At 37.2% G+C, this 23,493-nt stretch carries 25 protein-coding genes and 1 other annotated feature; of the genes, 3 read left to right on the top strand and 22 right to left on the bottom strand.

The genetic code is table 11. The annotated features are described in order from the left end of the window. Window positions 1-65 precede the first annotated feature (65 nt). Complete coding sequence (ccpA, locus tag IEV09_RS00470) at window positions 66-1,067, bottom strand: catabolite control protein A (protein ID WP_188366300.1); 1,002 nt, start codon at window positions 1,065-1,067, stop codon at window positions 66-68. A gap of 185 nt (window positions 1,068-1,252) precedes the next feature. Between ccpA and IEV09_RS00465 the strand changes: the two genes are divergently transcribed. Both IEV09_RS00465 and IEV09_RS00460 read left to right on the top strand, forming a co-directional pair. Continuing rightward, complete coding sequence (locus tag IEV09_RS00465) at window positions 1,253-2,356, top strand: aminopeptidase P family protein (protein ID WP_188366299.1); 1,104 nt, start codon at window positions 1,253-1,255, stop codon at window positions 2,354-2,356. Window positions 2,357-2,368: 12 nt separating this feature from the next. Then, window positions 2,369-2,563, top strand: coding sequence for a YwbE family protein (locus IEV09_RS00460; RefSeq protein ID WP_188366298.1), 195 nt, complete (start codon window positions 2,369-2,371; stop codon window positions 2,561-2,563). A 122-nt stretch (window positions 2,564-2,685) separates the two neighbouring features. Here the strand turns inward: IEV09_RS00460 and IEV09_RS00455 are convergent, their stop codons facing one another. The 6 genes from IEV09_RS00455 to hprK all read right to left on the bottom strand — a co-directional run bounded on the left by IEV09_RS00455 (window position 2,686) and on the right by hprK (window position 7,587). Next, window positions 2,686-3,249, bottom strand: a complete 564-nt coding sequence (locus IEV09_RS00455; protein ID WP_188366297.1) for a YtxH domain-containing protein — start codon at window positions 3,247-3,249, stop codon at window positions 2,686-2,688. Beyond that, window positions 3,242-3,703 (bottom strand): DUF948 domain-containing protein, encoded by a 462-nt coding sequence (locus IEV09_RS00450; protein ID WP_188366296.1) that lies wholly within the window; start codon window positions 3,701-3,703, stop codon window positions 3,242-3,244. The genes IEV09_RS00455 and IEV09_RS00450 overlap by 8 nt, the downstream gene beginning before the upstream one ends. A gap of 90 nt (window positions 3,704-3,793) precedes the next feature. Further along, a complete protein-coding gene (gene galU, locus IEV09_RS00445) occupies window positions 3,794-4,711 on the bottom strand; it encodes a UTP--glucose-1-phosphate uridylyltransferase GalU (protein WP_188366295.1) in 918 nt (305 codons plus the stop codon). A 13-nt stretch (window positions 4,712-4,724) separates the two neighbouring features. Beyond that, a complete protein-coding gene (locus tag IEV09_RS00440) occupies window positions 4,725-5,738 on the bottom strand; it encodes an NAD(P)H-dependent glycerol-3-phosphate dehydrogenase (protein WP_188366294.1) in 1,014 nt (337 codons plus the stop codon). Between the two features lie 77 nt (window positions 5,739-5,815). After that, the gene (lgt, locus tag IEV09_RS00435; RefSeq protein WP_188366293.1) at window positions 5,816-6,637 is read right to left on the bottom strand and encodes a prolipoprotein diacylglyceryl transferase; all 822 of its coding nucleotides are present in this window, start codon (window positions 6,635-6,637) and stop codon (window positions 5,816-5,818) included. 14 nt (window positions 6,638-6,651) lie between these two features. After that, the gene (hprK, locus tag IEV09_RS00430) at window positions 6,652-7,587 is read right to left on the bottom strand and encodes an HPr(Ser) kinase/phosphatase (protein ID WP_188366292.1); all 936 of its coding nucleotides are present in this window, start codon (window positions 7,585-7,587) and stop codon (window positions 6,652-6,654) included. A gap of 142 nt (window positions 7,588-7,729) precedes the next feature. Here hprK and IEV09_RS00425 point away from each other — a divergent pair, with 142 nt between their 5' ends. Next, a complete protein-coding gene (locus tag IEV09_RS00425) occupies window positions 7,730-9,430 on the top strand; it encodes a M3 family oligoendopeptidase (protein ID WP_188366291.1) in 1,701 nt (566 codons plus the stop codon). A 138-nt stretch (window positions 9,431-9,568) separates the two neighbouring features. Here the strand turns inward: IEV09_RS00425 and IEV09_RS00420 are convergent, their stop codons facing one another. The 15 genes from IEV09_RS00420 to prfB form a co-directional block, all read right to left on the bottom strand. Beyond that, window positions 9,569-9,925, bottom strand: a complete 357-nt coding sequence (locus IEV09_RS00420) for a phage holin family protein (protein ID WP_188366290.1) — start codon at window positions 9,923-9,925, stop codon at window positions 9,569-9,571. Continuing rightward, window positions 9,925-10,242 carry a PspC domain-containing protein gene (locus IEV09_RS00415; protein ID WP_188366289.1) on the bottom strand — a complete coding sequence of 106 codons (318 nt, stop codon included), beginning with the start codon at window positions 10,240-10,242 and terminating at the stop codon, window positions 9,925-9,927. Before IEV09_RS00415 ends, IEV09_RS00420 begins: the two co-directional genes overlap by 1 nt. 75 nt (window positions 10,243-10,317) lie before the next feature. Continuing rightward, window positions 10,318-11,850: a daptomycin-sensing surface protein LiaX gene (liaX, locus tag IEV09_RS00410; RefSeq protein WP_188366288.1), complete on the bottom strand. Its 1,533-nt coding sequence runs from the start codon at window positions 11,848-11,850 to the stop codon at window positions 10,318-10,320. 164 nt (window positions 11,851-12,014) lie between these two features. After that, window positions 12,015-12,692 (bottom strand): phosphate signaling complex protein PhoU, encoded by a 678-nt coding sequence (gene phoU / locus IEV09_RS00405; protein WP_188366287.1) that lies wholly within the window; start codon window positions 12,690-12,692, stop codon window positions 12,015-12,017. A 37-nt stretch (window positions 12,693-12,729) separates the two neighbouring features. After that, window positions 12,730-13,488: a phosphate ABC transporter ATP-binding protein PstB gene (gene pstB / locus IEV09_RS00400; RefSeq protein WP_188366286.1), complete on the bottom strand. Its 759-nt coding sequence runs from the start codon at window positions 13,486-13,488 to the stop codon at window positions 12,730-12,732. 17 nt (window positions 13,489-13,505) lie between these two features. Then, a complete protein-coding gene (gene pstB / locus IEV09_RS00395) occupies window positions 13,506-14,309 on the bottom strand; it encodes a phosphate ABC transporter ATP-binding protein PstB (protein WP_188366285.1) in 804 nt (267 codons plus the stop codon). 10 nt (window positions 14,310-14,319) lie between these two features. Then, the gene (gene pstA, locus IEV09_RS00390; RefSeq protein ID WP_188366284.1) at window positions 14,320-15,204 is read right to left on the bottom strand and encodes a phosphate ABC transporter permease PstA; all 885 of its coding nucleotides are present in this window, start codon (window positions 15,202-15,204) and stop codon (window positions 14,320-14,322) included. After that, complete coding sequence (gene pstC / locus IEV09_RS00385) at window positions 15,204-16,124, bottom strand: phosphate ABC transporter permease subunit PstC (protein ID WP_188366283.1); 921 nt, start codon at window positions 16,122-16,124, stop codon at window positions 15,204-15,206. Before pstC ends, pstA begins: the two co-directional genes overlap by 1 nt. A gap of 114 nt (window positions 16,125-16,238) precedes the next feature. Beyond that, window positions 16,239-17,093: a phosphate ABC transporter substrate-binding protein PstS gene (locus IEV09_RS00380; protein WP_188366282.1), complete on the bottom strand. Its 855-nt coding sequence runs from the start codon at window positions 17,091-17,093 to the stop codon at window positions 16,239-16,241. 174 nt (window positions 17,094-17,267) lie between these two features. After that, entirely contained in the window at window positions 17,268-17,810 is a 543-nt protein-coding gene (epsC, locus tag IEV09_RS00375; RefSeq protein ID WP_188366281.1) for a serine O-acetyltransferase EpsC, read from the bottom strand. 9 nt (window positions 17,811-17,819) lie between these two features. Continuing rightward, complete coding sequence (cysK, locus tag IEV09_RS00370) at window positions 17,820-18,734, bottom strand: cysteine synthase A (RefSeq protein WP_188366280.1); 915 nt, start codon at window positions 18,732-18,734, stop codon at window positions 17,820-17,822. 60 nt (window positions 18,735-18,794) lie between these two features. Beyond that, window positions 18,795-19,027: a binding site (T-box leader), on the bottom strand. 55 nt (window positions 19,028-19,082) lie between these two features. Further along, window positions 19,083-20,351 (bottom strand): DUF1576 domain-containing protein, encoded by a 1,269-nt coding sequence (locus tag IEV09_RS00365; protein ID WP_188366279.1) that lies wholly within the window; start codon window positions 20,349-20,351, stop codon window positions 19,083-19,085. Between the two features lie 260 nt (window positions 20,352-20,611). Further along, window positions 20,612-21,496 (bottom strand): permease-like cell division protein FtsX, encoded by an 885-nt coding sequence (ftsX, locus tag IEV09_RS00360; RefSeq protein ID WP_188366278.1) that lies wholly within the window; start codon window positions 21,494-21,496, stop codon window positions 20,612-20,614. Continuing rightward, complete coding sequence (gene ftsE, locus IEV09_RS00355) at window positions 21,489-22,175, bottom strand: cell division ATP-binding protein FtsE (RefSeq protein ID WP_188366277.1); 687 nt, start codon at window positions 22,173-22,175, stop codon at window positions 21,489-21,491. Before ftsE ends, ftsX begins: the two co-directional genes overlap by 8 nt. 95 nt (window positions 22,176-22,270) lie before the next feature. After that, a protein-coding gene (prfB, locus tag IEV09_RS00350; protein WP_188366276.1) for a peptide chain release factor 2 occupies window positions 22,271-23,390 on the bottom strand; the annotation gives its coding sequence in 2 pieces (ribosomal slippage) (window positions 22,271-23,317 and window positions 23,319-23,390; 1,119 coding nt in all). Window positions 23,391-23,493: the final 103 nt, after the last annotated feature.

Raw genomic sequence — 23,493 nt, 5'->3', positions numbered from 1 at the left:
CGGGTGACAAAAATCTGCTTTTCAAAGATAAGCCGCTTGTGTCACACCTCGATTTTGATTGTAAACTATTTCGTTGAATTACGGTGTGCAATTCCATATGGTAATGTAATTGTTTTTTCTTCAACTTCTTCTTTGTTCATTAGTTTCGTTAATAAACGCATTGAAACCGCACCAATATCATATAGCGGTTGTGTAACCGATGATAATTTTGGACGTGCAACTTGTGTTAATAATGAATTGTTACTTGTAATAATTTCGAACTCTTCTGGTACTTTGATATCTTTATCAACTAGTCCATCTAAGATTCCGATAGCTAACTCATCATCTGTTACATAGGCTGCTGTTGCTCCACTATTTAATAGGCGGTCAACCAATGCATAGCCGTCTTTAAACGAATAAGGAGACTCAAAAATTAAACCTTCTGAATAGCCTAATTTGTTTTCAGCAAGTCCTTCTTTGTAACCAACTAGACGGTTTTGACCGTTAATAGGATCAATTAAAGCGCCACTGATAAAAGCAATTTTTTTGTTACCGTTTTTCGCTAACGCATCAATAGCATCTTTCGTTGCTTCTTTATAATCAATATTGACACTTCCAACTTGTTGATCTGGATCGATTGAACCAGCTAAAACAACAGGTGTTTTTGAACGTGAAAACTCTGCACGAACTTCATCGGTAATACGATGTCCCATAAAAATCACACCATCAACTTGTTTTGCAAGTAGGTTGTTTAAAACGTTCACTTCTTTTTGGCTATCGCCATCTGAATTCGCTAAAATAATATTGTATTTATACATTGTAGCAACATCGTCAATTCCACGTGCTAACGAAGAGAAGAACATGTTACTTACATCTGGGATAATAACCCCAACTGTTGTTGTTTTTTTACTTGCTAAACCTCGCGCCACAGCATTCGGTCGATAATCTAAACGATCAATGACTTCCAACACTTTTTTACGTGTGGCAGGCTTAACGTTTGGATTACCATTTACTACGCGGGAAACAGTTGCCATTGAAACATTTGCTTCACGGGCAACGTCATAAATTGTAATTGTTTGCTTATCCATTGTATTTCTCCTTTAATTTCTTTATTTTCAGAAAATATGATTTACATTTCTTAGTTAGAATATCAAACTTTTAAAAGATTTGCAACCGTTTTATATCTATTTTCATGAAAATTCGTCCTAGCTACTCATTTTTGTTCATGGTACTATAATAAAAAAGATTTCTCTCTAGAAAGAAGGCTCAATTAATGAATATTGAAAAAATCGATGCCCTAAAAAAATGGATGGACACAGCGAATGTTGAACTTGCTTATGTCAGTAATCCACAATCAATTGCTTATTTCACCGGCTATCAAAGCGATCCACATGAACGAGTTTTAGCCTTATTTATCGCACTTGACCAAGATCCTTTTCTTTTAACTCCTGCTCTAGAAGCTGAAGCTGCAATTAAAAGTAGCTGGACTTATGATGTTGTTGGTTACTTAGATACTGAGAATCCTTGGAAAATTATTGCTAACGAAATTAACCAACGCTATGGCCAACCGAAACAAATTGCTTTAGAAAAAAATTCCCTGTCACTCGATCGTTTTGAGTTCTTGGCAAATTTCTTTCCAAAGACAAATTTCCAAACCGATATCACACCCACTATCCAAAAAATGCAACTGATCAAAACAGATGCTGAAATTAATGGCTTAATCGAAGCTGGGTCGTGGGCTGATATTGCTTTTGAAATTGGTTTTTCAGCGATTGGATCGAACGTTAGTGAACAGGAGATTGTCGCGCAAATCGAATACGAATTAAAGAAAAAAGGTGTATCAAAAATGTCTTTTGATACGATGGTGCTAACTGGAGCTCGTGCAGCGGATCCACACGGTACGCCAAATAGCACACAAATACAAGAAAACCAACTTGTTTTATTTGACTTAGGTGTTGTTTGGAAGGGCTATTGCAGTGATGCGACGCGTACTGTCGCTTATCAAACGCCTACTGACTTTCAAAAGCACATCTATCAGATTGTCCTTGAAGCGCAACTCGCAGCTCAAGAAGCGGTAAAACCAGGAATAACAGCAGGTGAACTCGACGAGATTGCAAGAACGATTATTGAAGATGCGGGATACGGTTCCTACTTTAATCACCGTCTAGGTCATGGTATTGGAACAAGCGTACATGAGTATCCTTCGATTGTCGCTGGCAATGATTTAGTATTAGAAGAAGGCATGTGCTTTTCAATTGAACCCGGAATTTATTTACCCAATCAAGTTGGTGTGCGGATTGAAGACTGTGTTTATGTGACAAAAAATGGCAGTCAAGCATTAACAAAAACGTCAAAAGATTTAATCATTATTAACTAAGGTGGGAATAAAATGTCTGGTACAAAACGAGTAAACATTCAAATTGGACAAGAAGTTGAGATTGTCCTAAAAAAAGATCAACGATCCGGAGCACTGACTCGCGGCCATGTCAAACGAATACTGACAAATGCAGCGAATCATCCACATGGCATCAAAGTGATGTTAGTAGAAGACAATCAAGTCGGACGGGTGAAAAACATTCTCTAGTCTGTCATCAATCAAGAATTAGGCATACAGCGATTGACAAGCTGTGCCTATAAAAACACTAAAAAGAGTGAGACAGCCATTAATGGTTGCCCCACTCTTTTTAATGTTTGATTGATTATCGATTATTCATGGTCAGGATTTGCTTCTTCAATGATTTCTTTCAATTCCTCAATCACTTCTTCCGTCACTTCATCTTCAGCGGCGGCTGTTTCTTTTGTTGCAATAAAAGGATCGGCAATCGGCGGTGTTGCAACTACTGAATCTTCATCTGCAAAATTCAATACGATATCATCCATTTCTTCGACTTGCTCTTCAAACTCTGCTACTTCTTGTTTAAATAAACGTGAAAGTTCATCAACTTCTTCTTGAACTTCTCCTAATGCCTCATCCGACTCATCATTTGCTTCATCAATAAAAGCATTTGCTTTTTCTTTTAACATTTCTGCTAATTCTTCCAAGCGCTTTGTATAAGCTGCCGTCTTTTCTTTAACGACATCAGAAAAATCAGCGCCTTTTTCCTTTGATGTATCCGAATAATCAGAAGCTGTATCTAACAAGTCATCAATTTGCTTAGCTAATTTATCACGTAACTCGCGTCCTGATTCTGGAGCCAACAATAAAGCTGCAACAGCCGCAGCGGTTCCTCCGATTAATGCACCTAATAAAAATCCACCTTTTTTACTCATTTGTCATTCCTCCTTGATTGGTTTTAACTGTTGAACTTTTTTTACTTCTTTTTACACGATTCAATGTTGCTTGACTGAATTTCCCTAAGATACTTGCACCTGCTACGGATCTTCCTAAAGATGAAAAACGTGTAACCGCTTGGCGACCTGAAGTATTCAAGTCTGAAACACTGGTACTTAAATCTGCTACCGCATCAAATAGTGGATTGATTGTTTCGACTTTCGCTGTTACATCAACCATTAACTCGTTACTTTTTACTAAAAGACCTTCAACTTCCCGAACCAAAATATCCACATCTTTTGTGACAACTTGAATGGTATTGTTGACTTCCGTTAATGTCGTCTCTGCTTTTTGGACCGTCTTACCAATTTGCATTAATAAGCGTGATAAAACAACCACTAAAACAGCAAACGCAATCGCTGCGATGAGTGCTGCAATTTCTCCTCCTGACAATCAAAAAACCCCTTCCTATTTTCCTTCATTAATAAAAAATGACCCATTAAGTATAACAATCGACTGTTGTTCTTAATGGGTCCTTAAAAACTACGAAAGTTCGATTTCTTCTTCTTTAGAAGTTGAAGCTTGTTCTGTCGCTAATTTTTGTCCTAATTGAATAATGTATTCTTTTAAATTTTCTTGTACTTCTGGATGCTTTAAGCCGTACTCGATACTTGTTTTCATAAAGCCAAACTTATCTCCAACATCATAACGCGTCCCTTTAAAATCATGTGCGAAAACTCGTTGTGTTTTGTTTAGAGTATCAATTGCATCGGTTAATTGAATTTCACCGCCAGCTCCTGGTTCTTGCTCTTCTAAGACCGAAAAAATTTCTGGTGTTAAAAGATAGCGACCGATAATCGCTAAATTACTTGGTGCTTCACCTGGTTTTGGTTTTTCAACAAAATTCTTAACATTATATAAGCCTTTCGCCACTTCTTCTCCAGGATTAATAATACCATATTTATGCGTCTCTTCTTCTGGGACTTCCATGACAGCAATAGTTGATGCATGCGTATTCTCATAATCTAACATCAGTTGCTTCGTTAATGGCACGTCATCCTCCATTAAATCATCGCCTAACATCACGACGAACGGTTCATTACCTACAAAAGCTTTTGCCTGTAAAACAGCGTGTCCTAGACCTAACGGATGTTTCTGACGCACAAAATGTAAATTGATATCCGTTGTTTCTTCAACTAACTTCAATAATTCATCTTTATGTTTTTCCTTTAGATTCGTTTCTAATTCTAAGTTAGCGTCAAAATGATCTTCAATTGAACGCTTCGCCTTACCCGTGACAATTAAAATATCCTCAATGCCTGATTTTAATGCCTCTTCAACAATAAATTGAATGGTCGGCTTATCAACAATTGGCAGCATTTCTTTTGCCATTGCTTTTGTTGCCGGCAAAAAGCGTGTACCTAAACCAGCTGCTGGAATTACGGCTTTTCTTACTTTCATTCAAAAAAACTCCTTAACTAAATTCATTTTCGACACGACCGTCGCGCAACATAATTTCTTTTGCCGCTACTTTAATGTCTTGTCCCTCATATAATACACGGTAGATCGCTTCAGTGATTGGCATCTCCACACCTAGTTGTTGTGCCAACTCTAATGCGGCTTTTGTTGTTGAAACACCTTCAACAATCATCCCCATATTTTCTAAAATCTCATCAAGTTTTTTTCCTTGACCAAGTAATTGACCGGTACGCCAGTTACGAGAATGGATACTTGTACAAGTAACGATTAAATCTCCGACACCACTTAAACCAATAAACGTTAACGGATTCGCTCCTAGAGCAACACCTAGACGACTAATTTCTGCTAAACCTCGAGTCATAATGGCCGCCTTGGCATTGTCACCAAAACCTAAACCAACCATTGCACCTGCACCTAGTGCGATAATGTTTTTTAATGCCGCGCCGAGTTCAACACCAATGACATCATCATTTGTATAAATTCGGAAATAATCATTCATGAATAAAGTTTGTACGTATTTCGCGGCTTCTAAGCTGACACTCGCAGCGGTGATCGTTGTAATATCATGAACTGCGACTTCTTCCGCATGACTCGGCCCTGATAAGACAATAATATCTTTACGTTTTTCAACGGGAATTTCTTCAGCTAAAACTTCTGAAATTCGTTTATGGCTTTGTTGCTCTAATCCTTTGGAAGCATGGATAATATAAGGTTTATTTGAAATCATTGTTGCAACTTCATGAGCAACCTCTCGGATCGCTTTGGTCGGTATAACGAATAAAATCGCATCCGCATCATTGACTGCTTCAGCTAATGATGTTGTGGCTTTTAACCCTTCTGGTAGTGTTAAATCAGGCAAATAGCGATGGTTCGTTCGTTGTTGATTAATCTCAATTACTTGCTCTGGATTTTTCCCCCACAAAATAGCCTCATGACCATTTTCAACTAAGACTTGCGCAAGCGCTGTTCCCCAAGAACCTGGTCCTAATACAGCAATTTTTTGTTTCACAGTGGAAACCTCCTTCTAAATATTCCTATGTAAATAATTCTCTTAGTTCATTTTAGCATAACTAAAATACTCTGTCGCTAAATGATGAATTGATCTTTTCCGTATGAACGATTGTATGGCTTTAAATTAGTTACTTTCTTACGACGCCAAATTAAAAGAGCCCATGCACCCACAAATAAAAGTGCCGAAAGCAGTTGGGAAACACGCAGTTCACCAAATAAATACAGACTATCTGTACGCATCCCTTCAATAAAGAAGCGTCCAAAACTATACCAAATCACATAAGAAAGAGCGACTTCACCTTGCTTTAGAAAACCATTTTTCTTTCTTAAAATGATCAAAACAATGAAACCAAGCACATTCCATAATGACTCATATAAAAAAGTTGGTTGACGATAGATGCCGTCAATTTCCATATTATCAATAATAAACTTAGGTAAATGCAAACTTTCTAAAAATTGACGCGTCGTATTGGCTCCAAATGCTTCTTGGTTCATAAAATTTCCCCAACGACCAATCCCCTGTGCTAATAAGACGCTTGGTGCGGCAATATCTAGAAAGGTCCATGTCGAAATGAAATTTCTTCGACAAAAGAAATACAACCAAATCCCACCAGCAATTAACCCACCATAAATCGCCAGTCCACCTGAACGGATATTTAAAATCTGAATCGGATCTGCTAAATAGGGTTCTAAATCAAACAAAACATAATACAGTCTAGCACCAATAAACGCAACTGGTAAACCAACTAGCATAAAGTCAGTTACATCATCTGGTTTTAGATTCGCTCGAATTCCCTCTCGAGTACTCAACCACATCGCTACAACAATCCCAAAGACAATAATTAAGGCATACCAATAAATTTCGATGCCAAATAAATCAAACGCTACACGGTTCATTCCTCGTTCACTTCCTATACACCTGAATTTTCTTCAATTAAGCGAGTCAAACGTGACTCAAATTCTTTTGTTGCATCGTATCCCATCGTTTTCGCACGGAAATTCATCGCAGCTACTTCAACAATAATCGCAACGTTACGCCCTGTTTTAACTGGAATCTTAATTTGAGGGATTTCAACATCACCTAAAATAATTGTTTCATCAGCTGAACCTAAACGATCATATTTTTTTTCACGCGTCCAGTTCTCTAAATAAACAACTAATTGTACTTCCATTGAGCCACGAACAGCACTCGCACCAAACAAATTCATGACATCAATAATCCCAATACCGCGGATTTCAATTAAGTGCTCTAAAATTTTTGCAGGTTCACCGATTAGTGTTAACTCGTCTTGCTTGTAAATATCCACTCGGTCATCAGCAATCAAACGATGGCCACGTTGCACAAGTTCTAAAGCGGTCTCACTTTTTCCGATTCCACTATCCCCTTGAATTAATACTCCGAGGCCGTATACGTCAACTAGTACACCATGCACGTTCGTTCTTGGTGCTAAGACACCTTCTAAATATGTCGACAGCTCACCCATTAAACGAGAGGTTGATATTTTCGAACGTAAAATAGCAATTTTATGCTCATCACATGCTTGAATCATTTCATCCGAAACTTTTAAACCTCTTGAGATAATAAAGGCCGGTGTCTCATCTGAACACATACGACGAATAACCATTAGGCGCTCTTCTTTCATCATACGCTCAGCGAAAGTAATCTCTTTACTACCAAATAATTGTAATCGGTCATGTGAATAATAATTAAAATAACCCGTTAATTCTAATCCTGGGCGCGAGATATCTCCCGTCGTAATATTTCGATTCAAAGCCTCTTCGTCACCGGTTACAATTTCTAATCCTAGTGCTTGGGCTAACTCATTTACTTTGACAAGTTCTGCCATTTCTTTTGACCCCTTTTCTGAACATTTTTAATTCATAGTATTATTTTATCATTGTATGAAGAAACTTACTACTATCGACAAAATTTATCTTATTTTTTTTGTTTTTTATGCTATGATTTACTAAAAAGGAGGTTATTTTAATATGAAATTCTCAGAATACACTTATTTACGCCCAAATTACGAGACTTATAAAGTCGAGTTTTTGAAAACGCTCCAATTATTAACCGATGCGACTGTCCTATCAGAGGCGGTGAATGCCGTTCAACATTTAAATGAGTTACGCGGGACAATCGAAACGGCTTACAATTTAGCTATGATTCGTAATTCAGTCGACACAAATGATGCTTTTTATGAAAAGGAAGACGAATTTTGGAATGAATACCAACCACTTTTCCAAGAACTTGATTTCCAATTTTATCAAGCACTTTTAAGCTCGGATTTACTTGAAGAGTTAAAAGCGACTTTTCCAGCGACACTCTTTTTATTTGCTGAAGGGCGGGTTAAAACGTTCCATTCGGATTTAATTCCGTTATTCCAAAAAGAAAACCAACTTTGTTCGGACTTTTCAAAACTCGTAGCGTCTGCTCAAATTTCATTTGAAGGTGAAATCTACACCTTATCTCAAATTACACCTTTTACTCAAAGTGTTGATGAAACGACTCGCCGCCAAGCGACTGAAAAAGTCACTGGTTTTTATGCAGAGAACGAAGCTAAGTTTGATGCCATTTATGACGAAATGATCCAAGTTCGCACCGAAATCGCGACGAAGTTAGGTTTTAAAAATTACGTTGAATTTGGTGATGTCTTAATGAATCGTTGGGACTATGATCGACCGATGATTGAAACGTATCGCTCAGAAGTCTTACAAAAAATCGTTCCAGTGACGCAAAAACTTTATGAACGCCAAGCAAAACGAAATGGATTGTCTAAGCTGAATTTCCATGACTTATCTCTTGTTTTTCCAAATGGTAATGCGACACCAAAAGGCACGCCTGAAGAACTCGTTGCCAAAGCTCAAAAAATGTACCACGAGCTTTCACCTGAGACGGGAGAATTCTTTGATTTCATGGTCAATAACGAATTACTTGATTTATTAAGTAAAACGGGTAAGCAAGCGGGCGGCTATTGTACGTATATCCAAGATTACCAATCACCATTTATTTTTGCTAACTTCAATGGGACTTCGCACGACGTTGATGTCTTGACCCATGAAGCCGGACACGCCTTCCAAACGTATGAATCACGTTGGATTAAAGAACCAGAAATTGTTTTTCCAAATTACGAATCTTGCGAAATCCATTCGATGTCGATGGAATTTATCGCATGGCCATGGATGGATGATTTCTTTGAAGAACAAACCAATAAATACAAATTTAATCATTTAGCGAGTGCGCTACAATTCTTGCCATATGGCGTATTGGTTGATCACTTCCAACAAGAAGTCTATTCCAATCCAAACTGGACGTCTGCTGAAAGAAAAGCATGCTGGCGTGCATTAGAAAAACAATACTGTCCTGAACGTGATTATGAATTATTCCCTGAACTCGAAAATGGCATTTATTGGTTCCGTCAAGGCCATATCTTTACTTCTCCGTTCTACTACATCGACTACACGTTGGCTCAAGTTTGTGCTTTCCAATTTTGGAAAAGATTTAACGTCGACAAAGATGAGACTGCATGGCAAGACTACTTAGCAATCTGTCAAGTCGGTGGTACGAAAACATTCTTAGAGATTTTAAACATCGCTCATTTACAATCACCTTTTGAAGCCGGTGCACTCGATGATACGATCATTTTAGTCGATGACTACCTCTCTTCTGTAACGGAAGAACAAATTAAATAATCTATCGCAAAAAAAACGTTGAGGATTTTTCGTCCATCAACGTTTTTTCTTTATTTGAAAAATCAATTGCTCAGAGTTAAGTGAGAGCTAAGCAAAAATCAAACAGCCTTTTCTTAACTCTCGCTCCTAATCGATTTTTTATGCCCTCTTATCTAACTGATGTTGGTTAACAATCATATTAACAAATGACAAAATCATCGCCATTAAGATTGCTGCTCCAAATGAGGAAAAGCCAAAGTTGTATTGCCCGACAAGATTTGATGTCCATTGTAACATTAACGCATTAATGACGAAGCTAAAGAATCCTAAGGTCAAAATCGTTAAAGGAAATGATAAAATCATCAATATCGGTTTAATAATCGTGTTCAACAATGATAAAACAATACTTGCAACAAGTGCCGTCGTAAAGCTTTTAACAAAAAACATCTCTGGAAAGAGGACGGTTAGTGAGATAAACGCCAACATATTAACTAAAACGCGTTGGAAATACGTCACTAAAAATCACTCCAGTCATCTTCATCGACACGTTCAGCTTCTTTTCTTGAAGATGATTTTGAACTTTTTTCATACTTGTTGCTATTGTAATAGTGATTATCATGACCATAACCACCACGGTTACTTGTTTTATCTGCTGAAGGAATCACGACTGCCATAATAATATAAAGCAGTACTGGCGACCCCATCCCCATTAATGAGATGAAGACAAAAAGAACACGGACAATTGTTGGATCAATATTAAGATATTCTGCTACCCCTGCTAAAGTTCCTGTTATTACTACGTTTGATCTTGATTTCGTTAATTTTCTTTTCATTTTTTCCACCTTCCCAGTTTTGAACGTACGACACATGAAGCAATGTTTTTCCTGCTTTGTTTTAAGACGACGGTTCTAGACTGACTCTTCGTTATTTTTCAAGTAAATATTTCCTGTTGTTGTTGAAAGTTCAATTTGTGCCATTTTATCTGCTACGCGACGGAAATGAAGTAATTGATTGGTTCTTTCTGTTTTTTCGCGCACAATTTCAAAATCAGTTAAACGATTTTTAATGCTGCCTAAATTGGATTTAACTGTTCCTTCTAAGCCAATGCTAGCTGGTAATGATACTTTAACATCCCCATTGACAGTCGTCACTTTGACACGACGTAAATCTTCTTCTCTTAATGTTAAACGAATATCTCCATTAATTAAGTTGACGCTTAAATTTTCTAAATTTGTTGCTACTTTCACGTCGCCATTGACACTCTCAATAATCGCATCTAAGATATGCCCACTCGTTACAGTAATATCACCGTTGACACAAGACATTTCTAACATTGAAGCTTTTAGCCCTTCAATTTTGATATCACCATGCGTTGATTTGATGTAAATATCTTTTGTATCCAGTCCGTCGATATTGATATCACCATTTAATAACTTGAAGGTTGTATAGTCATACATACGTGTTGGCAAATAAAAGATTGCATCGATTCGTACGCGTTTATTCGGTACTTTGAACATAATTTGTTCATCATCGACAATAATTTGACTACGTTCTTCAAAAGCAGCTAATGGTGTTTCAGCATCCATTTTACCATAAAGTTTAATTTCTGTTTCAATTCGAATATCTTCTTGATCCCAGAAACGTAATTCAATATCACCATTGGCAACTTGGACATCTAAAATCGTTGGAGCAACATCAGTAAATTCAAAATCTTTCGTGAATTTCGTTGTTGCAACACCTGGAATTCTCAAGTTGATATCTTTCCATTCAACATTTTCACCAACAGTTTGCGAAACGGATTCGATTGTTTTCTTAAAGAATTTACCCATTTGACTTGTAACATCTGCAACTTTTCCACCGACTTGATTCAGCGTCTCGCTTGCCTGTTCTTTCCATTCTTCTGGGATTTCCATTTTTTGGTTTAATTCATCTTTCTTTTGTGACCATTTCGAACGTCGAATGTTTTTCAATTGACCTTCCAACTGTGCTTTCTCTTCTTTTAAATCGACCAATGCCAATTCAAAATCTTTAATTTCTTCTTCTAGTAATTCGCGGGTATCCAATTCTTCTTGTGTTAATGAGTCAAGTTCTTCTTTTGTATTGATTTCCATTAGTGTCTCACGTGCTTCCGCTAACGCTTTATTCAGACCTTCAATTTCAACCATGATACTATCCAACTCGACTGACGCTTGATTCGATTCGGTTGCTAGACGATCTAAAATCTCTTCTAAGTTTTTTTGATCTTCCGTTTGCTTACTTTCGAATAGTTTTTCTTCATCTAATTCAATATCTTCAGTATCGATTTCATCGACAGGAATTTGCGTCTTCTCAATTGTTACATCTTCATTGTTTTTGCCAATTTGTTCTAGTAAGTCTAAGGCTTCATCCGTAGAAAGCACACCTTTTTTTACTAATTCCAATATTCTTTCTCTTTCGTTCATGGAAATTGCCTCCTCAAGCAAAGTATTTTCACAAGTTAACCTTGTAACCCTATTATGCCCGTTTTGATTCAAAAAAACATAGGTCTTAAGTACCAATTTTCAATATTTAAAAAAACTTCTAATAACAGGATGATTCATCCTCATTATTAGAAGTTTCGATTTGCTTAAAGTTCTTCGGTGCGATTTGAATTTAACTCACTAATTTTTCCTGTAGCAAGATAAACGATCCACTCACAAATATTCGTTACATAATCGCCAATTCGCTCTAAATATTGCGCAACGTTTAAATATTCTGTTCCAATAACGATTAATTCAGGGTTGTTTTTCATTTCTTTAATCGTTTGGTAATAAATATCTTTGTAACATTGATTGACTTTATTATCCATTTCAGCAATCAATCGAGCGTCTTCTTGATCGGTTTTAACATAAGCAATTAAAACGTTATCGACCATTTTTTTCACATAGTCAGACATATCATAAACTGCTTTTTCTAGTTCAGGAATTCGTTCTTCACCCTTCATACGGATAGTTGATTTAGCAATCGACACTGCGTGGTCTCCCATACGCTCTAAATCTGAGCTAGCTTTCATTACGGTAATAATACGACGTAAATCAGTGGTTACTGGTTGTTGTAATGCAATCATTTCAAAGCTTTTTTTCTCCAAGCGAACTTCAATTAAATTGATATCTTCATCTTGATCTATAACTTTTTCAGCTAATGCCTTATCATGTTTTACATAGGCTTGTACGGAATTATGAATGGCTTTACTTACGAGCATCCCCATTTCATAAAATTGATTATGTAAGTTTAATAAATCTTCTTCGAATTGTGTTCGTAACATCTAGATCTTCCTTTCCAGTACTAAAGTTTATTTTCTTTTAACCAAAGCGACCAGAAATGTAATCTTCGGTCTCTTTTTGACTAGGATTCATAAAAATCTTTTTCGTATTGTCAAACTCAATTAAATCACCATTCAAGAAAAAGGCTGTTTTATCTGAAATACGTGACGCTTGAGACATGTTATGCGTCACAATAATCATTGTATACTTTTCTTTTAATTCTAACAATGTATTTTCGATTTTGCCTGAAGAAACTGGATCCAACGCACTTGTTGGCTCATCAAGTAAAATAATTTCTGGATCCACTGCTAGCACGCGAGCGATACAAACACGTTGTTGTTGTCCACCAGATAGTGACAATGCGCTTTGGTGTAGTTTATCTTTTACATCGTCCCAAACAGAAGCTGCACGTAAGCTTTCTTCAACCACTTGGTCAAGGACTTGTTTATTCGTCTCGCCTTTTAATTTCAATCCATAAATGACATTTTCATAAATTGAAAATGGGAATGGATTTGGCTGTTGGAAAACCATTCCAATTTCCTTACGTAAATCAACGGTGTCTGTTTTCGGACTATAAATATCTTTTCCTTTATACATCACACTACCAGTAATTGTTACGTTTGGAATTAAGTCATTCATTCGGTTTAGTGAGCGTAAGTATGTTGACTTCCCACAACCAGAAGGACCAATCATTGCTGTGATTTCCCCTTTATTAATTGACAAATCAATGCCTTTTAACGCTTCTTTTTTCCCATAATATAAATGCAAATCACGAGAGGAAAGAATGATTTCACTCATGTTGTTTTCCTACCTTTCTAACCAAAATGCCCAGAGACGTAATCTTCTGTCGCTTGAATTTTTGGACGAGTAAAGATTTTACTTGTTTCGTCGTATTCAATAGCATGACCCAGGTAAAAGAATGCCGTGTAGTCACTAATACGAGCTGCTTGTTGCATATTGTGCGTTACAATAACAATCGAATAATCGTCTTTTAAGCTAATAATTGTCTCTTCTACTTTACCCGTTGAAATCGGGTCAAGCGCACTTGCTGGCTCATCCAATAGTAGAATTTCTGGCTTCATCGCAATCGCACGTGCAATACACAGGCGTTGTTGTTGTCCACCAGATAAAGCTAAGGCACTTTTATCTAAAGAATCTTTTACTTGATCCCATAAAGCTGCTTGTTTTAAGCTCGTTTCAACAATTTCATCTAATTTGTGTTTATCTTTTTCACCATGACGTTTTAACGCGAAGGTGATGTTTTCATAGATTGATTTACTAAATGGATTCGGACGTTGAAATACCATTCCGATTCGTTTGCGTGCTTCAAAGACATCAACTTTTGGCGAGTTAATATTAACGCCTTTATACATAATCTCGCCTGTTACTTTCGTATTCGCAATTTCATCATTCATTCGATTTAATGAACGTAAATAAGTTGATTTTCCACAACCAGACGGTCCGATTAAAGCTGTTACTTTATTTTTTTGGAATTGTAAATCAACTCCTTTAATTGCCTCGTTATCTCCATACCAGACATGTAAGTCATTCGTATGTAAGATGACGTCTTTTTGATCCATCGTAATGATGTTTCGTTCATCCCAGTTGTATGTTTTCATAGTAATCTCCTTAAGCAGAAGTTAATTTTTTGTGAAGTCTCTTACCAATGGCACGCGCGCCAAAGTTAAAGAGTAATACTGCAATAATCAAAACAGCTGAAGCTCCCGCAGAAACCGCTGCACCATCAGGCATCGTACCTTCTGTATTGATTTTCCAAATATGAACGGCTAGCGTTTCTGCTTGACGGAATAAGCCGATTGGACTGGATACACTTAAAGGGTTCCAGTTTGTAAAGTCTAAAGCAGGCGCACTCTGACCCGCTGTATAAATTAAAGCTGCGGCCTCACCAAAGATTCGTCCTGAACTTAAAATGACACCAGTTAAAATACCAGGTGTTGCTTCTGGCACAATTACGCGTAGGACCGTTTCCCAGCGAGATAAGCCTAATGCCAATCCAGCTTCACGTTGCGTGAAATGGATCGCTTTTAATGACTCTTCCACGTTTCTTGTTAATAGTGGTAGATTAAAGAATGTTAAGGCTAAGGCACCTGACAAAATTGAGAAGCCATAACCAAATTGAATAACGAAGATTAGGAAACCAAACAAACCGACAACAACCGATGGTAACGAACTTAAAATTTCAATCGCTGTACGGATAACATCAGTAACCCAGTTCTTTTTCGCATATTCCGCTAAGTAAATACCCGCACCCAATGAAATCGGGAAACTGATCAACATTGTGATAAGGAGTAAGTAAAAGGAGTTGTATAACTGAATACCAATTCCTCCTCCTGTTTCATAGGCTCTTGACGGTTGCGTTAAAAATTCCCATGAGATATGAGGAATGCCTCGAACTAATATATATAGAAGTAAAGAAGCCAAAATTAATACGATAATTCCAGCAACAGCATAAAGAACGCCTGTTGCAATCTTATCCGCTTTTTTTGCATTCATTAATTCAATCTTCCTTTCTTACCGATTACTCGAATCACAATATTAAAGACTAATGACATAAATAGTAAAATTAATGCTAATGACCATAAGACGTTGTTTTCAACCGATCCCATAATCGTATTTCCGATACCCATTGTTAAAATCGATGTTAACGTTGAAGCTGGTGTCACTAGACTTGTTGGAATTAGTGCAGCATTTCCGATAACCATTTGGATGGCTAACGCTTCACCAAAGGCACGAGCCATTCCGAAAACAACGGCTGTTAGAATACCTGGTACGGCTGCGCGTAACACAACTTTATAAGTTGTTTGCCAGCGAGTTGCGCCTAGTGCTAGGGATGCTTCGCGGTAATGACGAGGCACACTCTTTAATGCATCAACTGTCATTGTCGTTACAGTTGGTAAAATCATGATGAACAAGACAAAGGTACCGGCTAAAATACCGAAACCTGTGCCACCAAATACCGAACGAACAGCTGGTACGATGACAGATAAACCAATGAAACCATAAACAACTGAAGGAATCCCGACAAGTAATTCAATCACGGGTTGCAAGATTTTTTGCCCTTGCTTCGGTGAAATTTCAACCATGAAAACAGCTGCACCAATCGCAAAAGGTGTCGCAACAATTGCCGATAAAAACGTCACTAAAAATGACCCGATGATCATCGGTAGTGCACCAACTAACGGCTGCCCATTCTCACCGACTTGGCTAGGGTTCCATTTTGTTCCAAATAAAAATTCAAAAAAGTTTACTTTATCAACAAAGAATGTCGCTAAACCTTTGCTTGCTACAAAATAAAAAATGGATACGACTACGGCTACAATAATAAAAATACTTAAAAAACTAATCAGTTTCCCACGTTGTTCCATTTTTGCTTTCTTTGATTTCTGGGTTAATACTTTTTTTACATCTTCCAAGAGATTGCCTCCTTAAATCTTTCATTCTATCTTCGACTAGTCTACTTGCTGGACGTCAATTTTTGTTTAACGTTTTGTAAATTTTGCGTGAAGATTGTAAATCTTATGTAAAGACTAGTCAATAATGTTACCTTGCCAGTCTCTTTGAACTTTCATTTTTGAAATAGGGATGTAGCCTAACTGGCTAACAACGCTATCTTGAATCTCATCAGACAAGACATAATCGATAAATTCTTTCGTTAATCCCGTTGCCTCACCTTTAGTATACATATGCTCGTATGACCAGATAACCCAGTCATTGGTCATGACATTTTCGTCTGTAGGTGCGACACCTTCAATACTTACAGGTGTAACATCTTCTGTCACATATGAAAACGAAATATAACTAATGGCTCCAGGCGTATCCGCCACGATTTGACGAACCATTCCACTTGAGTCTTGCTCTTGTGATTGTTTCGCTTTTTCACCATTTAAAACCCAACGCTCAAAAGTATTACGTGTTCCACTTCCATTTGCACGGTTTAACAAAACAATCTTTTGATCTTTTCCGCCAACTTCTTTCCAGTTAGTAATTTTACCAGTAAAAATATTACGTAGTTCTTCTATTGAGAGATCCGTTACACCGACATGGTTGTTAACGATAGGTGTAATGCCAACCGTTGCTACTTTATGACTAACTAAAGCGTCCGCATCGACACCGTTTTTCTCTTCTGCAAAAACATCTGAATTCCCAATCTCAACAGCACCTGCTTGCACCTGACTTAGTCCTGTTCCACTTCCGCCACCTTGTACGTTTACAAAGCGTCCTGGGTTATTTGTTTGAAAAGATTCCGCTGCTGTTTCCGCTAAAGGTTGCAAAGCAGATGAACCAACTGCTGTAATCGACTCACCACGATCAATCCAACTCGCACAACCTGCCAAAACAACAAGTAATCCTAGCAATGTAAATCTTGTAAAATGTTTTCTCATTTTGAAACCCCTTATTCTGAAAAATTATTGTTTTTTACTATTTGTTTCCATAATAACATTTTCGCATTCTATTTGAAATTAGAATTAGTTAAATTCTCAAGAGATTCACACATAATAACGCCAAAAATGAGTGAAATGGCTGTTTTTACCATTTCACTCATCAAAGAGTCTCAATTAAATTACATACATATAGGCGTTAATTTGTTTATTTATAACTTTTGCAGGGATTCCTACAGCAGTTGCATAAGGTGGGATATCCTGTAACACAACCGCATTTGCACCAATCTTAGCTCCTCTACCAATTGTAATGTTACCTAGAACTTTTGCCCCTGCACCGATCATCACATCATCTTCAATGGTTGGGTGCCGTTTTTCCCCTTGAACACCGCTAATACCACCTAAGGTTACCTGCTGATACAAAGTCACATTATTGCCAATTTCTGCTGTTTGACCAATGACAATCCCCATGCCATGATCAATAAATAAATTTTCACCAATTCTAGCACCTGGATGAATTTCAATTCCGGTTGCTTTTCGTGCACGATGAGCGAACCACTTTGCTAACATTTTTTTATTTCTCGCATATAAACGATGTGCGAGACGATAATAAGCTAACGCTTTGACACTTGGCGAAGTCCATAGAGCATCCCAAAAATTGTCTGTCGCAGGATCTCTTTCTATGATCATTTTCGCTTGTTGTATCATAGATTTAAACATATTTCCCCTCTATTCTTCGTCGAATAATATTGTTGATAAATACCTTTCACCTGTATCAGGTAATATCGTCACGACTTTTTTACCGGCTCCTAAACGTTGCGCTATTTTTTTAGCTGCTGCAAAGTTTCCACCCGAAGACATCCCGACTAAAATACCTGCTTGTTTGCCTAGCTCTCGACTCGCAGCATAAGCTGTTTCTTGGTCCATCGATAAGATTTCATCAATAACGTCAGCTTGATAGATTTCAGGAATAAAATTCGCACCAATTCCCTGAATACCATGAGGACCAGGATTTCCACCTGTCAAAACGGGTGACTTATCTGGTTGAACTGCAATGATTTGAGTCGTTGGATTTTTACTTTTCAAAACTTTTCCAATACCACTAATGGTACCGCCAGTTCCAACGCCTGCAACGAAGGCGTCGATGTCACCATCTAAGTCGTCATACAGTTCAAGAGCTGTTGTTTCAATATGTGCTTGAATATTCGCAGTATTTTTGAACTGATTAATCAAAAAGTACCCTTTATCTCGAGCCAATTCCTCGGCTTTTTCAACCGAACCAGACATTCCATTACTTCCCGGAGTTAATACCAGTTCTGCTCCGTAAGCTGCAATCATTTTACGACGCTCAAGACTCATCGTATCTGGCATCACAATGACCATTTTATACCCTTTAGCAGCACCAATCATCGCTAAGGAAATCCCCATATTTCCACTTGTGGCTTCGACAATCGTATCTCCTGGCTTAATGAGCCCTTCATCTTCTGCTGCTTGAATCATATAAAATGCCGCTCGATCTTTCACACTTCCCCCTGGATTGAAACTTTCAATTTTGACGTAAATATCAGCCATTCCTGCCTCTGTATTTTCTAACTTAACTAGTGGTGTCCGACCAATTGCTTCGATAATATTATTGTATAACATGTGAATCCCCCTTTTTTTGTTTAATCAAAAAAAAGCCTTCTGCACCTGTATATTTACATATACAGAGGCAAAAGGCATACTTTCACGGTTCCACTCTGTTTAGGATTTCTCCTAACTCAACTTCGAGTACTTTCATACTCTAGTTCGATAACGGGAACTACCGGTTCAATCTACTTTATTCGATTGAACTGCTCATTGGCGCACTTCTATTATATCTGTATAGACCTATCCCACCAACTAGGTCCTCTCTTTGATACATCAAGTAATATACTTTACCAATTCGTCGCGATTGCTATTCTTTTGATTAATGAGAGTATACTAATCCTATTCTCATTTGTCAATTCAAAGCTACTTGAGATTTTTTTCCTTAGGACGAGAGACTAACTTATCTAAAATCGGAGCCATTACAGCCGCGACAAAACCACCTGCAAAACCATTATTATATAAATTCATTCCCGCATGTAATTGTGCCAAACTATTCGTCGTAAACATAATAAAAATTCCGCCTGCTAAAACACCAAAAATCGGTCCGTAATAGCCACTAATTGGTGCTAAAGTTGTCCCAAAAAGCGCTGCTAGAATGGCAGCAGTTGAACTAACATCATGAGCACTAAAATAACCAACAATAAAAACCCCAACTAAAATAGGAATCACATTTTTAATATGCTTACCTACCGCTCCAAAGCCAAAGACCGTAAAGACGCCACCGATTGTTGGACCATTTAACTCTCCACCTATACATAACACATAACCCGTACTAATTAATCCCAACAGGGACATATTCATTAAAACAACTCCTTTTTCAAATTGAGAAAAATAATCGGATCCGCCACGTCCAGATTCTTTTAACAAACTTGAAAAACCAACCAATGAAAAATCATTCAACCACCAACCTAAGAAAAAAATTAAACTAAACAATAAAATTAAAAACAAGCTCATTTCTCGATTATGCCCTTGAGAAACTAAATAAACGGGTGTGACTTTTAATTCAAAACTTTGGAAAATAGCCATGAAAAAAGAACCAATCATTCCAGCAGTAAAACCAATATTATATAAACTAAACCCTTGATGAAATTTTACAAAGTGCTGTGATAAAATCGGCATGAAAAAACCTGCAATCATACCGACAAGGTTTCCTAATAGGAGTCCTGTAATTGTCGGTAATGAAAAACCGAAAGACACAACACTGACTAACGGACCTAATGCTGTGCCAAAAAGAGCAATCGGTACCCAGTTAAATGGTATTTTTGAGACTCTGTAATACAGATAGACTCCCAAAATAATCGATGTTGAATTATACAGATTTTTTCCGAAAAAAGAAAAACCAACAATCGTGAAAATAGCTGCTACAATCATACTGTTCACTTTTGTTTTGCTAATCTTCAAAACGAAAAGTGCTTGAAATAGCATCAACGCACCGTTCATAAATGCTGCACCAACATTCGCAATTTTAAAATAATCCGTAATTAGATTACCCGGAGCCGTGAAAATGATTCGACTACCTTTCCAAATTTCTAATGGTGTATTCCAAATAAATGCAAGTAAAAATAATAAGACAGCTAGCATAAAAAAAGAGTAATTTATTGCTCTTTGATCTGATTTTAGAAAGAGTCGCATCGAAGAACCCCCAAACATTAAATTCTTTCTAATCATTTTCACATACTTATTTAAAATTGTCTAGATTAAGTTTCGTCTAACAGGACATTCTAAAAATCGAATTAAAAAATAGGGCTGTGACATCGGTCACAGCCCTAAGATTTCATATCTATATTTTTTTCATACAAAGAGTCCGAAGAGAAACTAATCCAATCAATATTCTTTGATTCTCCCGTCTCTCAATTAAGGTCAAACGATGTTTAAAAACTCTTCTTTTGATATTAAATCTTTAAGAAACGTCTCATTGAAATAATTGATCCTAATGAACCAATTAAGATTCCTAAGACTGCTAAAATCGCACTAATTTGGATCATAAATTGACCTGGTGCTAACAAGCTATAATTTGAGCGTAATAATACTGGATTCAATACGCGATATACTTCTGGGTATCCAAAAATAATTAGACCGATTGGGATGATTGAGCCAAATAGACCAATCCAACCACCTTCAAGAAAGAATGGCCAACGGATGTAACCATTTTTAGCACCAACTAGACGCATAATTTGAATTTCTCGTTCTCTAGATAAAATTGTAATACGAATCGTGTTTGAAATTAAAAACATCGCTACAAATAATAATAAGCCAGAACCAATTAGGCCCCAAGTTCGAACTCCTTCTGCAATGCTAAAGATTTTATCTGATAAATCTTCACCATAAGTTGCTTTATGGACGACTTTTTTATATTTTTTCGCTTCTTCTGTAATTCCTTTAACGTATTTTGGTTCCTTCGCTTGTACAATAAAAACATCTAACAATGGATTGTCTTGTTCAAAAAGTCCCCAAACATCACCATAGGATTCCTTTACGCGATCAAGCTCATCATCTTGACTTGAAAATTCAACCGATGCGACATGAGGAATATTTTTTAAATTTTGCTCAAGTTCATCTTGTTCTTCTTGAGTCGTCCCATAAGAAATAAAGACCGAAACTTCCACGTTATTTTCCATATCTTCAGCTAATTTAACAGTATTCAAAATAATTGTTAAAAAAATACCTAACAATGTTAACGTAATTGCTACCGCACTGATTGATGAAATCGTCATCCAACCGTTACGGCGTAGACTTTTGATACTTTCTAATATGTGTCGAAAGAATGTTCTAATCATCGTATCCATACTCTCCTTCTAATTGGTCGCGAATAATACGACCATTTTCTATCGCAATGACACGATGGCGGATGGTATTTACGATTGTACTGTTATGTGTTGCCATAACAATCGTTGTTCCTTGTGCATTAATACGATCGATCAATTTCATGATTTCCCATGAGTTTTCTGGATCTAAATTCCCCGTCGGCTCATCAGCAATCAAGACCTTTGGCATATTTACAATCGCGCGAGCAATCGAAACTCGTTGCTGCTCTCCACCAGAAAGTTCACTTGGGAAAACACGGACTTTATGTTTTAGACCAACTAAATCTAAAACTTCCATTACACGCTTTTTCACTTCACGTGGTTTGCGTCCGATTACTTGCATCGCATAAGCAACATTCTCATAAACGGTTTTTTTGGGTAACAATTTATAATCTTGGAACACAACGCCAACTTCACGTCTGAGACTCGAAATTTCCTTGTTTTTAATCTTTAATAAATCGTAGCCGGCAACATTTAACATGCCTTTTGTGGCTTTTTCTTCACGATACATTAATTTTATAAATGTCGATTTTCCAGCACCACTCGGCCCAACGACGTAAACGAATTCGCCTTGTCCGATGGAAACCGAAAGATTGCGAATCGCAGTTGTACCATTGGAATATTTTTTCATTACATCCTGCATTTCTATCATATATGTCTCTCCACCTTTTTTGTTCGTACTGGAACATTATAGCATTGCTATGTTTCATTCAGCTTTCATTACATTACAATTTGATTGCATTTCGGTCATTTTTGAGGGTTTTGGTCATTTAATCGCATTTTTAAATAAGCATCGATAAATCCGTCAATTTCGCCATCCATCACTGCTTGAGTATTTCCTGTTTCATAATTGGTTCGGTGATCTTTAACCATAGCATATGGATGAAAAACATACGATCGAATTTGTGAACCCCAGCCGATTTCCATTTGTTCTCCACGGATCGAAGCCGCTTCTTGTTCTTGTTTTTCGATTTCTAACTGATATAGTTTCGCTTTTAACATGCTCATTGCTTGTTCCCTATTTTTTAGCTGTGAACGTTGCGCTTGACTCGCAACAACAACTCCAGTTGGAATATGCGTAATCCGAACCGCAGAATCTGTCGTATTGACGTGTTGTCCACCGGCACCGCTCGCACGATATGTATCGATTTTCAAATCATCTGAATTGATGTTCACATCAATCGAATCGTTTAACTCTGGCATCACATCAACGGAGCAAAAGGATGTATGACGACGTTTGGCAGAATCAAATGGCGAAATACGAACGAGACGATGGACGCCTTTTTCAGAACGTAAATAACCATAAGCGTTATAACCTTTGACTAACATCGTGACACTTTTAATTCCTGCTTCATCTCCTGCTTGATAATCGAGAACTTCCAATTTGAACCCTTGTTGTTCCACCCAACGTTGATACATACGAAGCAACAAACTACCCCAATCTTGTGATTCTGTTCCACCAGCACCAGGATGGAGTTCAACAATCGCATTATTATGATCATAAGGACCATCAAGTAATAAGGACAATTCATATAGATTCATTTCATCGGTTAATTCTTTTAGTCCTTCAACTAGTTCTGCTTCCATCTCAGGATCTGGGTCTTCTTGCACCATCTCTAGCATCAGTTCTAGTTCTTCCACTTTGGTTGCTAAACGATGGAAACGTCCAAAAGTATCTTTATTGGCATTATGTTCATTAATGACTGCCTGAGCTGCCATACTATCATCCCAAAATCCAGGTTCACTCATTTGATGTTCAACTTCTGCAATCTCTTCTTCCAATCGATCTAAGTCAAAGAGACCCCCTAAAGCTGATGATTTTTTGATTTAAGTCAGATAACCGATGACGAATGTCTGCTAATTCCATTTAAATTCCTTCTTTCTTTTTAGTAAAATTGATCTAAAAGAGCAACTGCTCAAAATAAGCCTATCTGAAGAAAAATGAAAGTGCCATTTTTTCAGATCTTTGC

Origin of the sequence: Enterococcus alcedinis, assembly GCF_014635985.1 — a bacterium.
Classification (GTDB): Bacteria; Bacillota; Bacilli; order Lactobacillales; family Enterococcaceae; genus Enterococcus_I; species Enterococcus_I alcedinis.
Note: the sequence above shows the minus strand (reverse complement) of the source record. Positions and strands in the feature narration are given on the sequence as shown.

Bases quoted from the DNA above. Each gene is read 5' to 3' on its own strand.
- ccpA (WP_188366300.1), bottom strand. From the start codon at position 1,067: ATGGATAAGCAAACAATTACAATTTATGACGTTGCCCGTGAAGCAAAT.
- IEV09_RS00465 (WP_188366299.1), top strand. From the start codon at position 1,253: ATGAATATTGAAAAAATCGATGCCCTAAAAAAATGGATGGACACAGCG.
- IEV09_RS00460 (WP_188366298.1), top strand. From the start codon at position 2,369: ATGTCTGGTACAAAACGAGTAAACATTCAAATTGGACAAGAAGTTGAG.
- IEV09_RS00455 (WP_188366297.1), bottom strand. From the start codon at position 3,249: ATGAGTAAAAAAGGTGGATTTTTATTAGGTGCATTAATCGGAGGAACC.
- galU (WP_188366295.1), bottom strand. From the start codon at position 4,711: ATGAAAGTAAGAAAAGCCGTAATTCCAGCAGCTGGTTTAGGTACACGC.
- lgt (WP_188366293.1), bottom strand. From the start codon at position 6,637: ATGAACCGTGTAGCGTTTGATTTATTTGGCATCGAAATTTATTGGTAT.
- hprK (WP_188366292.1), bottom strand. From the start codon at position 7,587: ATGGCAGAACTTGTCAAAGTAAATGAGTTAGCCCAAGCACTAGGATTA.
- IEV09_RS00425 (WP_188366291.1), top strand. From the start codon at position 7,730: ATGAAATTCTCAGAATACACTTATTTACGCCCAAATTACGAGACTTAT.
- IEV09_RS00415 (WP_188366289.1), bottom strand. From the start codon at position 10,242: ATGAAAAGAAAATTAACGAAATCAAGATCAAACGTAGTAATAACAGGA.
- liaX (WP_188366288.1), bottom strand. From the start codon at position 11,850: ATGAACGAAAGAGAAAGAATATTGGAATTAGTAAAAAAAGGTGTGCTT.
- phoU (WP_188366287.1), bottom strand. From the start codon at position 12,692: ATGTTACGAACACAATTCGAAGAAGATTTATTAAACTTACATAATCAA.
- pstB (WP_188366286.1), bottom strand. From the start codon at position 13,488: ATGAGTGAAATCATTCTTTCCTCTCGTGATTTGCATTTATATTATGGG.
- pstB (WP_188366285.1), bottom strand. From the start codon at position 14,309: ATGAAAACATACAACTGGGATGAACGAAACATCATTACGATGGATCAA.
- pstA (WP_188366284.1), bottom strand. From the start codon at position 15,204: ATGAATGCAAAAAAAGCGGATAAGATTGCAACAGGCGTTCTTTATGCT.
- IEV09_RS00380 (WP_188366282.1), bottom strand. From the start codon at position 17,093: ATGAGAAAACATTTTACAAGATTTACATTGCTAGGATTACTTGTTGTT.
- epsC (WP_188366281.1), bottom strand. From the start codon at position 17,810: ATGTTTAAATCTATGATACAACAAGCGAAAATGATCATAGAAAGAGAT.
- cysK (WP_188366280.1), bottom strand. From the start codon at position 18,734: ATGTTATACAATAATATTATCGAAGCAATTGGTCGGACACCACTAGTT.
- IEV09_RS00365 (WP_188366279.1), bottom strand. From the start codon at position 20,351: ATGCGACTCTTTCTAAAATCAGATCAAAGAGCAATAAATTACTCTTTT.
- ftsX (WP_188366278.1), bottom strand. From the start codon at position 21,496: ATGATTAGAACATTCTTTCGACACATATTAGAAAGTATCAAAAGTCTA.
- ftsE (WP_188366277.1), bottom strand. From the start codon at position 22,175: ATGATAGAAATGCAGGATGTAATGAAAAAATATTCCAATGGTACAACT.